The organism is Pseudomonas sp. S3_B08 (genome assembly GCF_054667725.1).
The window spans coordinates 1,406,616-1,420,281 of the sequence record NZ_CP162750.1 but is presented as its reverse complement, the minus strand read 5'-3'; the positions used below and the strand labels follow the sequence as shown (position 1 = coordinate 1,420,281).

The 13,666-nt window shown below is 61.1% G+C and carries 11 protein-coding genes; 4 read left to right on the top strand and 7 right to left on the bottom strand.

All coding sequences use genetic code 11. From position 1 onward, the window contains the following. Positions 1 to 26 precede the first annotated feature (26 nt). From AB4N73_RS06485 to AB4N73_RS06460, 6 genes are all read right to left on the bottom strand, one after another. Positions 27 to 1,757, bottom strand: coding sequence for a fumarate reductase/succinate dehydrogenase flavoprotein subunit (locus tag AB4N73_RS06485; RefSeq protein WP_460095506.1), 1,731 nt, complete (start codon positions 1,755 to 1,757; stop codon positions 27 to 29). Beyond that, on the bottom strand, positions 1,754 to 2,506 hold the full coding sequence (locus tag AB4N73_RS06480) for a GntR family transcriptional regulator (RefSeq protein ID WP_236169017.1): 753 nt from the start codon (positions 2,504 to 2,506) through the stop codon (positions 1,754 to 1,756). Before AB4N73_RS06480 ends, AB4N73_RS06485 begins: the two co-directional genes overlap by 4 nt. A gap of 216 nt (positions 2,507 to 2,722) precedes the next feature. Then, on the bottom strand, positions 2,723 to 3,688 hold the full coding sequence (locus AB4N73_RS06475) for a Gfo/Idh/MocA family protein (protein WP_460143100.1): 966 nt from the start codon (positions 3,686 to 3,688) through the stop codon (positions 2,723 to 2,725). A gap of 9 nt (positions 3,689 to 3,697) precedes the next feature. After that, positions 3,698 to 4,585: a Dyp-type peroxidase gene (locus tag AB4N73_RS06470; RefSeq protein ID WP_460143099.1), complete on the bottom strand. Its 888-nt coding sequence runs from the start codon at positions 4,583 to 4,585 to the stop codon at positions 3,698 to 3,700. A gap of 74 nt (positions 4,586 to 4,659) precedes the next feature. Further along, positions 4,660 to 5,397: a DUF72 domain-containing protein gene (locus AB4N73_RS06465; protein WP_460143098.1), complete on the bottom strand. Its 738-nt coding sequence runs from the start codon at positions 5,395 to 5,397 to the stop codon at positions 4,660 to 4,662. 10 nt (positions 5,398 to 5,407) lie between these two features. Next, a complete protein-coding gene (locus AB4N73_RS06460; RefSeq protein WP_056785147.1) occupies positions 5,408 to 7,195 on the bottom strand; it encodes a thiamine pyrophosphate-requiring protein in 1,788 nt (595 codons plus the stop codon). A gap of 180 nt (positions 7,196 to 7,375) precedes the next feature. Between AB4N73_RS06460 and AB4N73_RS06455 the strand changes: the two genes are divergently transcribed. The 4 genes from AB4N73_RS06455 to AB4N73_RS06440 all read left to right on the top strand — a co-directional run bounded on the left by AB4N73_RS06455 (position 7,376) and on the right by AB4N73_RS06440 (position 12,704). Further along, entirely contained in the window at positions 7,376 to 7,879 is a 504-nt protein-coding gene (locus AB4N73_RS06455) for a cupin (protein ID WP_460143097.1), read from the top strand. Positions 7,880 to 8,107: 228 nt separating this feature from the next. Beyond that, positions 8,108 to 8,947 carry a glutathione-dependent disulfide-bond oxidoreductase gene (yghU, locus tag AB4N73_RS06450; protein WP_460143096.1) on the top strand — a complete coding sequence of 280 codons (840 nt, stop codon included), beginning with the start codon at positions 8,108 to 8,110 and terminating at the stop codon, positions 8,945 to 8,947. Positions 8,948 to 9,214: 267 nt separating this feature from the next. Next, on the top strand, positions 9,215 to 11,383 hold the full coding sequence (locus AB4N73_RS06445; RefSeq protein WP_460143095.1) for a TonB-dependent siderophore receptor: 2,169 nt from the start codon (positions 9,215 to 9,217) through the stop codon (positions 11,381 to 11,383). 127 nt (positions 11,384 to 11,510) lie between these two features. Further along, positions 11,511 to 12,704 carry a GAF domain-containing sensor histidine kinase gene (locus AB4N73_RS06440; RefSeq protein WP_460143094.1) on the top strand — a complete coding sequence of 398 codons (1,194 nt, stop codon included), beginning with the start codon at positions 11,511 to 11,513 and terminating at the stop codon, positions 12,702 to 12,704. Positions 12,705 to 12,712: 8 nt separating this feature from the next. Here the strand turns inward: AB4N73_RS06440 and AB4N73_RS06435 are convergent, their stop codons facing one another. After that, on the bottom strand, positions 12,713 to 13,645 hold the full coding sequence (locus AB4N73_RS06435; RefSeq protein WP_150742602.1) for a helix-turn-helix transcriptional regulator: 933 nt from the start codon (positions 13,643 to 13,645) through the stop codon (positions 12,713 to 12,715). Between the last annotated feature and the right edge of the window lie 21 nt (positions 13,646 to 13,666).

Sequence of the window (13,666 nt, the reverse complement as noted above, 5' to 3'; positions counted from 1 at the left end):
GTTCGGACTCTCTTTTCAGTGATGCATCAAGCGGCGAAGGCGCCGACCCGCAGGCGGTCATAGGCCTGCATTTCTTCGGCATCGAGCGGGATGATGTAAGGCTCGACGGCTTTCTTGAAACTGGTCATGCGCCCGTCCTCGCCCTTCTTCAGATGGCAATGGCAGAACCACTCGGCGTCGTTGCGTTGCGGGTGATCGACGCGATAGTGGTACAAGCCCCAGCGGCTTTCGGCGCGGAACAACGACGCGCGGGCGGCCATTTCGGCGCAGTCGCGGATCACGCTGGTTTCCATCGCTCGCATCAGTTCGTGAGCATTGCTGGCCTTCATCTGCTCAAGATCGCGTTCGATGTCGCTGAAACGCTGCAGGCCGATCTGCATCTTCTTGGTCACTTTCGGCGGTTGCAGGTAGTCGTTGACGAAGCGGCGCAGCTTGTATTCCACCTGCGCCGGTGGCAGGCCGTGTTCGCGGTCGAGCGGCGCGTAGACCCGGGCTTTTTCCTTGGCGATCTGCTCGCTGTCCAGTGCGGAAAACTCGCGGCCGGCGACAAAGTCTGCGGCGTTGTGCCCGGCGAACCAGCCGTAAGTGAACGCGCCAAGCATGTAATTGTGCGGCACCGCAGCCATGTCGCCGGCCGAGTACAAGCCTTTGACTGAAGTCTCGGCACGCTCGTTGACCCACACGCCGGACGCCGAGTGGCCGCTGCAAAAACCGATTTCCGAAATGTGCATTTCGACCATCTGCGTACGGTAGTCAGTGCCGCGATTGGCGTGGAACTGGCCACGGCTCGGACGCTCGTTGCTGTGCAGGATTTCCTCGATGTTCTGGATGGTTTCCTCGGCCAGGTGATCGAGTTTGAGGAACACCGGACCGTTGCCGCTCTCCAGTTCCTGATGGAACTCCCACATCATCTGTCCGCTCCAGTAGTCGCACTCGATGAAGCGTTCGCCCTTGTTGTTGGCGGTGTAGCCCCCCAGCGGGCCGGTGACGTAGGCGCAAGCCGGGCCGTTGTAATCCTTGATCAACGGGTTGATCTGGAAGCACTCGAGATTGGCCAGTTCGGCGCCGGCGTGATAGGCCATCGCGTAGCCGTCGCCCGCATTGGTCGGGTTTTCGTAGGTGCCCATCAGGTAGCCAGACGATGGCAGGCCGAGGCGCCCGGCCGCGCCGCAGGCGAGAATCACCGCTTTCGCCTTGATCACATGGAAGTCGGCGGTGCGGCAATCGAAGCCCATCACACCGTTGACCGCGCCCTCCTCGTCGGTCAACAAACGCGTGCAGACCAGGCGATTGGTGATGCTCACCCGCGCACGTTTCAACTGCCGATACAGGACTTTCTTGATGTCGTGCCCTTCCGGCATCGGCAGCACATAGGCGCCCATGTGGTGGACCTTTTTTACCGCGTAGTCACCGGTCTCGTCTTTCTCGAACTTAACGCCCCAGCGGTCGAGTTGTTCGATGGTTTCAAAACTGTGCGTCGCATAGGCGTAGACCGCCGCCTGATTGACGATGCCGTCGTTGGCGATGGTGATTTCCTTGGTGTACTGCTCCGGCGTCGAGTGGCCGGGGATGATCGCGTTGTTCAGGCCGTCCATGCCCATGCTGATCGCGCCGCTGCGCTTGACGTTGGCCTTGTCGACCAGCAACACGCGCAAATCGCGGTTCTTCTCTTTGGCCTTGATCGCCGCCATCGGCCCGGCCGTACCGCCGCCAATCACGACGATGTCGTATTCCTGTTCTAGAACGTTGCGGGTCATGCCTGCTCCCCTTTTTGCCGGTCGATCCGCAGGCGGTACTGGAACGCATCGCCACGGTAATAAAGGTGTTCGAAGTCCAGCGGCTGGCCGTGGGCATCGTGGGTCAGGCGCTCGATGCGCATGATCGGCGAGCCCGCTTCGACGCTGAGTGCCTGGGTCAGGTCGCTGTCGGCCAGCACCGCATCGATGGCCAGATCGGCGTGGCCGAGGGCGATGCCGCAGTCGTTTTCCAGAATCAGAAAGATGTCGCGGGTGACCAGATCGGCCTTCTCCAGCCGCTCGCCGACGGCTTTGGGCAGGTAGGTGATTTCCAACGAGATCGGCTCCCGGTTGATCAGGCGCACGCGTTTGATCTGCGCGACGATCTCACCTTCGGCCACCTGCAGACGCTCGGCCACACGCTTGTCGGCCGGAATGAATTTGAAACTGCGCAGGCGGTTGATCACCTCGTAGCCGCGCCCGGTCATCGACTCGGCGAGGCCTTGCAGGCTGCTGACGTTCTGAAAGGTTTTCGGCTTGGCGACAAAGGTGCCCTTGCCATGGATCTTGAAGATCAGCCCTTCTTTCTGCAGATCGCCCAAGGCCTGGCGCACGGTGATGCGGCTGACTTTGAACAGCGCACCGAGTTCGCTTTCGGAAGGCATCTGACTGTCTTGCGGGTATTCACCGTCGAGAATCCGCGCACGCAGGACGTCGCGCAGTTGGGTGTGCAGCGGAACGCTACTGAGGGAGAGAACGTTATCGGTCATCACGGAATCACTTGTCATAACGAGTTATGACGTGATGTTAGAGATGTGATGCCGAGGTTGAGAAATATTGTTTGGGCATAACCTTAGATGCGTGTTGCGCCGGCAAAACCTGTGGGAGCGAGCCTGCTCGCGAAAGCGGTGTGTCAGTCACCCAAGATACTGACTGACAGAATGCTTTCGCGAGCAGGCTCGCTCCCACCGGGGATCGTAAGCTATTCAGCGTTTGAGGATCCGGTCCATTACCCAATCGGTCTTGACGGCTTGCTCGGCCACGGCGGGATGCTGTGAATCACCACGAATATGCGCATTCATCCCCAGCACGTGATGCCACTGGATATGCTCATGGTGGGCGATTTCCAGGCTGATCTGCTCATCGGCAAACAGCTGCACCGGATGCTCGTCAAACACCGAAAAACCGATCCGCCCTTTGCTGCCGATAATCTCGACGCGATCCTCACGGCGATCCGCAACAAAGTTCCAGCAGCCCGTGCCCAACGCCCCGGAGGCGAATCGCCACGTGGCGCTGACCGCATCTTCGGCGGCGTACAGACCCGCCTGACGCGCGGTGAAACCGGCGACTTCAACGATGTCGCCAAGCAGATACTGAAACAGGTCCAAGCCATGGCTGGCCAGGTCGGCAAAGTAGCCGCCGCCAGCCACCGCAGGGTCGGTGCGCCAATTATCCCGACCCTCAAGATCAGCCGGCGACGGCGCTTTGGTCAGCGTCCAGCTCAGATGCCGGACATCACCGATGCGCCCCTCCTCCAGCCATTGCCGCACCTGAGCGAAGCGCGGCAGCGAGCGGCGGTAATACGAGACGAACAAGTGCAGACCGGCAGCGGCAAACGCTTGCTGCATCTCGCGGCTTTGCCCGGCGTTGAGCGCCATGGGCTTTTCCACGCAGCAATGCTTGCCGGCGGCGGCGACTTTAAGGCTGTAGGCGTGGTGGCTGTCGGGCGGTGTGGCGATGTACACCGCGTCGACTTCGGGATCGTTGATCAGCGCATCGACATCGGTGTAGACGCGACTAATGCCGTGGCGCGCAGCGTAGTCGGTCACCGCTTCGAGGCGTCGGCCCATCACCGCAACCAGCGCCGAACCGGGCGCCTTGTAGAAGGCCGGCCCGCTCTTGCGTTCAGCGACGCTACCGCAACCGATCATGCCCCAGCGCACCACGTTCATATGCAGTCCTCAGCCGATGCGCAACGCGCGCAGATCAAGGCGTCCGTCCTTGAGCGGCGGGCACCAGTAGTAGCCGCCGGTGATTGGTCGGCTGATCTGATACAAGCCATCGGCAATACCGTCCTCCAGACCGCTCATACGCCGCAGCTGCGCTTCGAAGGCATCGAGGGAGAAACCGAAAGCAAGGAACATCAAACCGGCACGATCGCCTTCGATCCACGGCATCGAACGGCGCACCACGAACGCTTCCGGCGCGAAGCTTTCCTGCGCGGTGCGTTTAACGTGGGCGGAGATCGGCGCGTCGTCGATTTCTTCGTTATCGCTCAAGCGACGCCCCATGATGTCGTCCTTGGCGCCGGCAGACAGGCGATGAAAACCCTTGAGATCGTGCTGCCATTGCTGGATCGCGGCGAAGCTGCCGCCGACCAGCCCGTCAGCGCCGGAGCTCAGCAGCGCGGCAGCCACAGCGGCGTCATCGTGGGGGTTTTCCGTGCCGTCTTCGTAACCGGTGAGGTCATGGCCGTCCATGTGGCGGAAGGCTTCCTGCATCTCGACCAGACACAAGGCCGGGGCCAGCGCGGCTTCGATAGCATTGCAGCGGTTGAGCAGTTCACCACGGTCGACACCGTGCAACCAGATCCACAGGGCATGCTGGGTCGACGGGTTATTCACGCCAACTCCGGTCAGCGCCGGGAAGCTGCGCAGGCCAGCGATTTCGACATTCAGCGCCTTGGTCAACGACTCACCAAAGCCAACCACCGCCGACTTGCCATCCACCAGCATCAGCAGGTTGTCGATCGCTTGCGGCAAGGCTTCAACCGACGCCAGGGCGAAAAACAGATGACGTGCTTGCGCAGGAACAGGGGTAGCGAGAATGCCCGGCTGGTAGTAACTCATGTGAACTCCTTGAAAAAGTGCGCGGAGTTTACCTGTAGCCGGATCTTTTGTGTGGGTGGCGAGAGCGTCGTCGTTCAGCGTTCAACGCCTTCGATCAACGCCTTCAAAGCCAGCGCATCGGCGGTGGCGGCACCGCTGGCGGTATTGTCGAAGATGCACCAGATGTGTTTGCCCTCGGCACTGGCACGCAGCAGGTTCCGGGCAAGCTGTTGCAGATAAGCCGCTTCATAAGCGCTGTGATAAATCCGTGGCGAGCCGTGCAGGCGCCAATACTGCAAGGCTTGCCAGCCAGCCGGCGCGGTGTCGCTGCTGATCCGCGAGGGATCGACCACCGCTTGGGCGATTTGCAGATCGACCAGCATCGCCTCAGCGCCAGTCCACGATTCGTGTCGCGGTTCCAGCACCACACTGCCTTTGAACCGCTCGCGCAGGGCACGAAAAAACGCCTCGGCGACCGGCGCCTCAAACGCCAGTTTCGGTGGCAGTTGCACCAGCAGGCAACCGAGTCGATCACCCAAGCCCTGGCACTGTCCGAGAAACTCATCGAGCGCGGCCGCGCTGTCCGCCAGCCGCTGTTCATGGGTGATGAGCTTCGGCACTTTCACGGCGAAGCGAAAGTCCGGCGCCACCGAGTCGGCCCAGCGCTCGTAGGTCTGGCGCCGATGCGGGCGGTAGAACGAGCTGTTGATCTCCACACAGTTGAAGCGCGCGGCGTAGCGTTGCAGGTGCGTGCCCTCGGCGGGGAATGCCGGCCAGTGCTCGCGCCCGAGACTCCAGCCGGCGCAACCGATGTAGATGGTTGACTCGTTCAAGCGCACACCGTCATTTCTTCCCGGGCAACACGGCGCCCAACACCTGCTTGGCGGTCTGCACAATCACCCCGGCTTCGTCCGGATCGCCCTTGAGCAGGGTCGTGGCGAATTTCTTCGCTTGCTCAAGCTTGATGTGCGGTGGCAGCGGCGGCACGTTCGGGTCGGTCTTGAACTCGATCAGCACCGGCACTTCCGAGGCGAGTGCCTGTTCCCACGCAGCGGCGACCTCTTCTTCACGATCAACGAAAATGCCCTTCAGACCGATGGAAATCGCGAACAGGTGATACGGCACGTCCGGGATGCTCTGCGACGCTTCGAACTTCGGATCGCCCTCCATCACCCGCTGCTCCCAGGTGACCTGGTTGAGATCCTCGTTGTTGAACACCGCGCAGATCCATTTCGGGCTCTGCCATTGTCGCCAGTATTTGGCGACAGTGATCAGCTCGGCCATGTTGTTCATCTGCATCGCGCCATCGCCGACCAGGGCAATGACCGGGCGTTCCGGGTAAGCAAATTTCGCCGCGATCGCATAGGGCACCGCCGCGCCCATCGAGGCCAGACCACCGGACAACGAGCATTTCATGCCGCGACGGATTTTCAGGTCACGGGCGAACCAGTTGGCGCAGGAGCCGGAATCGCTAGTGATGATTGCCTGCTCAGGCAAGCGCGGTGACAACTCGTAGACCACTCGTTGCGGGTTGACTGGATCGGCTTTGGCCATGGCGCGTTTTTCCAGGGTTTTCTCCCAACTGCTGCGCCAGCCTTCGATCTTCTTGCGCCACTTGTTCGAGGTTTTCTGTTCCAGCAAGGGCAGCAACGCGGCAAGGGTTTCCGCTGAATCGCCGACCAGATTGACCTCCATCGGATAGCGGAGGCTGAGCATGTCCGGCTGCAGATCGATTTGAACCCCGCGCGCCTGGCCTTCCTTGGGCAGAAACTCGGAATACGGGAAGCCCGAACCGATCATCAGCAAGGTGTCGCATTCGCTCATCAGCTTGTAGCTGGGCTCGGTGCCAAGCAGGCCGATGCTGCCGGTCACCCACTGCAAGTCATCGGGGAGTGCCGCTTTGCCAAGCAAGGCTTTAGCGACACCGGCACCGAGTTTTTCTGCCACGGCGATGACCAGATCGGTCGCCTCCAGCGCACCGGCACCGACCAGAATCGCGACTTTCTCGCCGCTGTTCAGCACCTCGGCGGCGCGTTGCAGATCGGCGGCATAAGGAACGACTTTCGGTTTGCTGTAACCGACGCCAGAATGCGCGGTGCCATGGGCGCGCGCCGGTTGTTCGTAAGGCAGGTCCTGCAAGTCATTGGGCAGAATCAGCGCGGTGACGCGGCGCTCGCCGACCGCAGTGCGCACCGCACGATCAAGCAGATGGCGCACTTGCGACGGCGCCGAAGCCTGCTGCACAAACGCACCGGCGACATCCTTGAACATCGACACCAGATCTAGCTCCTGCTGGTAGTGACTGCCCAGCGCCGTCCGCGCCTGCTGACCGACAATGGCCAGCACCGGCATGTGGTCCATGCGCGCATCGTAGAGGCCGGTGATCAGGTGCGAAGCGCCGGGACCGGAGGTGGCGATGCAGACGCCCAGCTCGCCAGTGAACTTGGCGTGGGCCGAGGCCATGAACGCAGCCATTTCCTCGTGCCGTGCCTGAACGAATTCGATCTTGCCTTTGGTCCGGCTCATGGCGCCGAACACGCCGTTGATGCCATCCCCTGGATAGCCAAAAATCCGCGTCACGCCCCATTCGCTGAGCCGCTCAACCAGAAAATCACCTACTGTCATCGTCATCTTGACCCTCGCCATTTACCGCTGCATGGACATGTAAGGGTCTGGACAGCCCGGTGCGCGATGAAGTTTCGCTGGATTTTCCGGGCATCAACATCGGCGCCGTGTTTGCGCAGCAATGATTTTTTGAGGCGTGCGCCCTGCTCTGTGGTCGATTGAGGAATGATCGAAGGAGGATGGGCCATGACTGAAGTACAAACCCTGCTGCTGCAACGCAATGACTGGGTGCCGAACAATCCGCGTCTGCCGGTGCTGATCTACCGCAGCGCGGTGGCCGTCGAGGGCGACGATCCGGCCGCGCGCTTCGAGCAGACCTTCGGCGCCAATGGCTGGCCGGCGCAGTGGCGCTATGGCATTTATGACTATCACCACTACCACACTGAAGGCCACGAAGTGCTTGGCGTGGCGGCCGGTCAGGCGCGGTTGATGTTGGGCGGGCCTGACGGGCAAGCCGTCGACGTCAGCTCCGGGGATGTGCTGTTGCTGCCTGCCGGAACCGGGCACTGCAATCTGGGATCGAGTGAGGATTTTCTCGTGGTGGGTGCTTATCCGCCGGGGCAGCAGGCGGATATTTGCCGGGCCGCGCCGAGTGATGCGCAGTTGGCGCGGATTGCGGGGCTGGCGTTTCCTGAGACAGATCCGGTGCAGGGAGTCGAGGGTGCGGTTGGGCGGTATTGGAGCCATTAGGCGCGGCGACCCTGCCGACGCTTCGCGAGCAGGCTCGCTCCCACAATGAATACGGGTGAACCCTGTTTCTCTGTCCAATACATACCCTGTGGGAGCGAGCCTGCTCGCGAAGGCGGCAGATCGGTTTACATCATTCAATATGAATAACCGCACTCACCGCTGGCACCCGCCGGAAATTTTCCCTACGGTGTCTACCTGTTCTCTCCCAGCATCGACGAGGTCCGTTTCATGAGCAATGCGTCTTACGTTCCGCCCAAGGTCTGGAAACACGAAGCCCCGTCCGGCGGCCACTTCGCCAGCATCAACCGGCCGATCGCCGGGCCGACCCACGACAAGGAACTGCCGGTCGGCAAGCATCCGTTGCAGCTGTATTCGCTGGCCACGCCCAACGGCGTCAAGGTCACCATCATGCTCGAAGAGTTGCTCGCACTCGGGCACAGCGAGGCCGAATACGATGCGTGGCTGATCCGCATTGGCGAGGGCGATCAGTTCTCCAGCGGTTTTGTCGAGGTCAACCCGAACTCGAAAATCCCGGCGCTGCTGGATCACAGCCTCGAGCCGCCGATCCGGGTGTTCGAGTCCGGTTCGATCCTGCTGTATCTCGCGGAAAAGTTCGGCGCCTTGCTGCCCAAGGATCCGGCCGGTCGTACCGAAACCCTCAACTGGCTGTTCTGGCAAATGGGCTCGGCGCCGTACCTGGGCGGCGGTTTCGGGCACTTCTACGCGTATGCGCCGGAGAAGCTCGAATATCCGATCAACCGCTTCACCATGGAAGCCAAACGGCAGCTGGATGTGCTCAACCGCCGTCTCGCCGACAACGCCTATCTGGCCGGCGACGATTACACCATCGCCGACATTGCCGTGTGGCCCTGGTACGGGCAACTGGTGCGCAACAACGTTTACTCGGCGGCGGAATTTCTCGCCGCGCACGAGTACATCCATGTGCAGCGCTGGGCGGAAGAAATCGCCAAGCGGCCAGCGGTCATCCGTGGGCAGCGAGTGAATCGCACCTGGGGTGATGAAGACAGTCAGGTGCCGGAGCGGCATGAGGCGAAGGATCTGGACTGATAGCAAAAACCGCATAACCCTGTGGGAGCGAGCCTGCTCGCGAAAGCGTCGTATCAGACAACGCATCTGTTGAATGACACACCGCCTTCGCGAGCAGGCTCGCTCCCACATTTGCGTCCGAAGGCCATCAATCCAATTGTGAAAAAATCATTAACTAACTGACTCGTACGGGTTTATTCCCCCGGAAACTTCCGACATACTAATGCGAATAATTCTTACATTCACTCGCATTAGTTTCGTTTGGGTAAATCTTGGGGAAGCAGATAGATGTCGTTTCACACCATTCACCGCCGCTCGAACCTTTCACCTAACCTCCTCGCACTCGCCATCGGCATGGCCAGCATCGCTCCTGCGTTGGCTGAAGAAACCGCAGCCACTGCGCCCACCAATGGCCCGCTGGAACTGCAAGCGACCGAAATCGGCGCTACGCAGATGAGCAGCACTACCGAAGACACGCAGTCCTACACCACCGGCCCGATGCAGACCGCGACCAAGCTGTCGCTGACCATGCGCGAAACGCCGCAGGCGGTGACGGTGATCACCCGTCAGCGCATGGACGACCAGAACATGACCAGCGTCAACGACGTGGTGCGCGGCACGCCGGGGCTGTTCCTCAGCGAGGCCAGCGGCCCGGGCCGGCAGACTTACAAGGCGCGCGGTTTCGACATCGACAACATCATGTACGACGGCCTGCCCAGCTCGTATTCGCCGTACACCCTGGCGGTGCAACCGAACCTGGCGATGTTCGACCGGGTGGAAATCGTCCGTGGCGCAACCGGCCTGGTCACCGGTGCCGGCAACCCGTCGGCGGCGATCAACATGGTGCGCAAGCGTCCAACCGCTGATCAGCGCGTAACCCTCACCGGCGCCGCCGGCAGCTGGGATGACTACCGTGGCGAAGTCGATGCCTCCAGCCCGCTGAACGAAAGCGGCACCCTGCGTGGCCGGGTAGTGACGTCGTATCAGGGCGCGGACAGTTTCCGCGACAAGGAAGAAAACGATCACGGCCTGTTCTACGCCATCGGTGAAGCCGACCTGAGTGACAGCACCACCGCGACCCTCGGTTTCTCCCGGCAGAACGATCAGACCAACTATTTCTGGGGCGGCCTGCCGATCGGCGAAAACGGCCACCACCTCGACCTGCCCCGCTCCACCTACCCGGGCACCGATTGGGAAAACCGCAAGCTGCAGGTCGACACCGTGTTCGGTGAAGTCGAACACCGTTTCGCCAATGACTGGAAACTGCACCTCGGCGGCTCGACTTCGACAACCGAAGGCGAATTCTCCGGCACGTACCTGTCGCGTTACGACGGCCCGCTGGAAACCACCGCCTACCAATCGCACCACACCGACAAGCAACGCGCCTTCGACGGTTTCGCCAGCGGCCCGTTCGAAGCGTTCGGCCGCACTCACGAACTGGTGGTCGGCGCCAGCAACCGCGTGTACGACGCCACCACCAAGGAATACTCGCCCTACGACACCGGTCTGCCGATCGCCGCGCCCAAGCCTGACTTCGTGCGCAGTGGCAAGTCGCGTAACGTCACCACCCAGGACGCGGTTTACCTGACCACGCGCTTGAGCCTGGCCGACCCGCTGACGTTGATCCTCGGCAGCCGCCTGGACTGGTATGACTACGACGATCGCAGTGCCGACGGTGACTTCAAGGTCACGCGCAACCTGACCCGTTACGCCGGCCTGATCTACAAACTCGATGACCATCACTCGGTCTACGCCAGCTACACCGATATCTTCACCCCGCAAACCCAGAAGGACCTCGGCGGCAAAGTGCTCGAGCCGATCGTCGGTGAAAACTACGAAGTCGGAATCAAGGGCGAATATTTCGACGGCGCGCTGAACGGCAGCGTGGCGGTGTTCCAGATGGACCAGACCAACCGCGCCACCCAGGCGGCGACCCAGCTCGGCTGCCCGGAACTGACCTGCTACGAAACCTCCGGCAAGGTTCGCGCCCAAGGCGTGGACATGGAACTGCAAGGTGCGCTGACCGAGCAATGGCAAGTCGGCGCCGGCTACACCTACACCCGCGCCCACTACATCAAGGACGAAAACCCGGCCAACAATAACCAGAAATTCGACACCGACATGCCCGAGCACCTGTTCAAGGTCTCCACCGTGTATCGTTTCAAAGGCCCGCTGGAAAAACTGCGCGTGGGCGGCAACGTCTACTGGCAGAGCCGCATGTACAACGACATCGCTCTGGCCAATGGCGGCAGCTATCGTCTAGAACAGGGCGGCTACGCGGTCACCGACCTGATGGCCGGTTACGAGGTCAACAAGCACCTCGACCTGCAGGTCAACGCCAACAACATCTTTGACCGCAAGTACTATTCCTCCATCGGTACCGACGTGACCTGGGGCTCGACCGATAACTACGGCACCCCGCGCAGCTACATGATGACGGCCAAGTACAAGTTCTGAGGCGATAGCGCTCAGCAAGCACCACACAGAGCGCCGGGAGTTTTCCCGGCGCCCTTTTTTGCAGGTTCATTAGGCATGTCCGGCGTTTACCGATAGTCTCTGGCGACACTTTCGCGAAGCGCCGGCCATGCCCCAGACAGATTTCTCCTCCGACCTCGAAGCCATCGGCAGCATTGACGCCGTGCCGGTGATCCTGAGCATGGTCAAGCACATGACCGGCATGCGCTTCGCCGCCGTAGCGCGGGTTACCGAGAGCAAGTGGATCGCCTGCGCCGTGGATGATTCGATTGACTTCGGCCTGTTGCCAAGCGGCGAGCTGGTGCTGGAATCGACGATTTGCCATGAAATCCGTCAGCACCATCAGCCGGTGATCTTCGGCCATGCCAGCCAGCACCCGCTGTTCTCCACGCACCACACGCCGAAAACCTACGGTCTGGAAAGCTACATTTCCATTCCCATCATCAAGGCCGATGGCGAGTTTTTCGGCACACTCTGCGCCATTGATTCGGTTCCGGCGAACCTCGACGACCCGGCCATCGAAAAGACCCTCACCCTCTTCGCCCAGCTGATTGCGATGAGCCTGGATACCCAGGGCCATTTGCACGCGACCAAAACCGCGCTGGCCGATGCCAACGAATTGGGCCGCCTGCGCGAGCAGTTCATCGCCGTACTGGGCCATGACTTGCGCACGCCACTCAGTGCCATTCGCATGAGCGCCGATCTGCTGCAAAGCAAAGCCGAAGACAAGCGCTCGCGCACGCTGCTATCGGCGATCCGTACCAGTTCGGTGCGCATGGGCGTGCTGATCGAAAACATCCTCGACTTCGCCCGGGGTCGGCTCGGCAGTGGCATCCCGGTGCAGCGCAAACTGGTCGATGACTTGCAGCAAACGCTGCGCCAGACCCTGGAAGAAATCCAGGTGGCGTACCCGCAGGCGACGTTTATTGATTCGCTTGAGGTACCGACCGGGGTCTATTGCGACCCGCTGCGGATCAGTCAGTTGTTGTCGAATCTGCTGGGCAACGCGGTGACCCACGGTTCTACGGCCGAACCGATCGTGCTCAAGGCGTTTGCCGAGGGCGACGAGATGGTGATTTCGCTGACCAACCAGGGCGCGCCGATTCCACCCGCGCTGATGCCGCTGCTGTTTGAACCGTTCTCACGTTCCGAAGCCGGTCAGCGCAATGAAGGGCTGGGGCTGGGCTTGTACATTGCCGGGCAAATTGCCAATGCGCACAACGGCACCTTGACCGTGACGTCCGACAGCGAGGCAGGCACCTGTTTCGTGGCGCGCTTCCCTGCCCGCTTCAAGTGGGTCTGAGCGCTGCTCTAAATATTCAGTGGCGTCTGCGGCGTGTCCGGGTTGAGCTGGCGGCGACGAAACTGCCCCGGTGGCTGGCCATGAATCTGGCGAAAACGTCGAGAGAAATAGGCCTCATCAGCAAATCCACACAGCCGCGCGACCTCGCCCACCGAGCGCGTGCTGTTGAGCAGGAAATTGCGCGCCGCGTGCATGCGCCGCTCCAGCACCAGCTCGGTGAACGTCTTGCCGATCTCCTTGCGCAGCCAGTGCGTCAGGTAAGTCGGTGACAGATAGGTCGCAGCGGCGACTTTGATCAGGTTGAGATCAGGATCGGCGATGTTCTTGCGCAAGTATTCGAACATGCGGCTCAAGGCGTCGCGACGGCTGTTCTCGGCGGCATTCTCTTCCGCCAGGCGCTTGAGCGGCTCGGCGTAAAGAAAACACACGCTGCCGATCATCTGCAGCAACAAGCCCTTGAGCATTTCCCGTGTGCCGAACTGACGGTTCTCATCAAGGCTGCGCATCTGCTCGATCAGGCCGCAGACCTGAGCGAAATCCTCATCGCCCAAAATGAAATCCAGATGCTCCTGAAAGCGGAACGGCGACAGTTCAGGCGCGAGCAGGATTGACACCTCTTCCAGATCCATCGGGTCGCACTGTAGATGCGGCAAGAGGAACGTCTGGGAAAAATTGATGACGATGAAATTGCTGTCTGCGGGATGCGGAATCACATGCACCCGATGAGGCAGGATGAACGCCAGAGTGTTGCGCGGGAACGGCCGCTGGACGCTGCCGATGTGCTGCACGGTGTCGCCACCGAGGTTGATCTGGATTTGAAAATACTCATGCCGGTGAGGCGCGGTTTCGGCGCGCCGACCCTTTTTGTCGCGAATGTAGAAATCGGTCAATTCGCTGCGTTGCTGCATGACGTAGGTCGGGATACGGCTGGGTGAAGACATGGGCGGGAGGTCCTCCGGGCA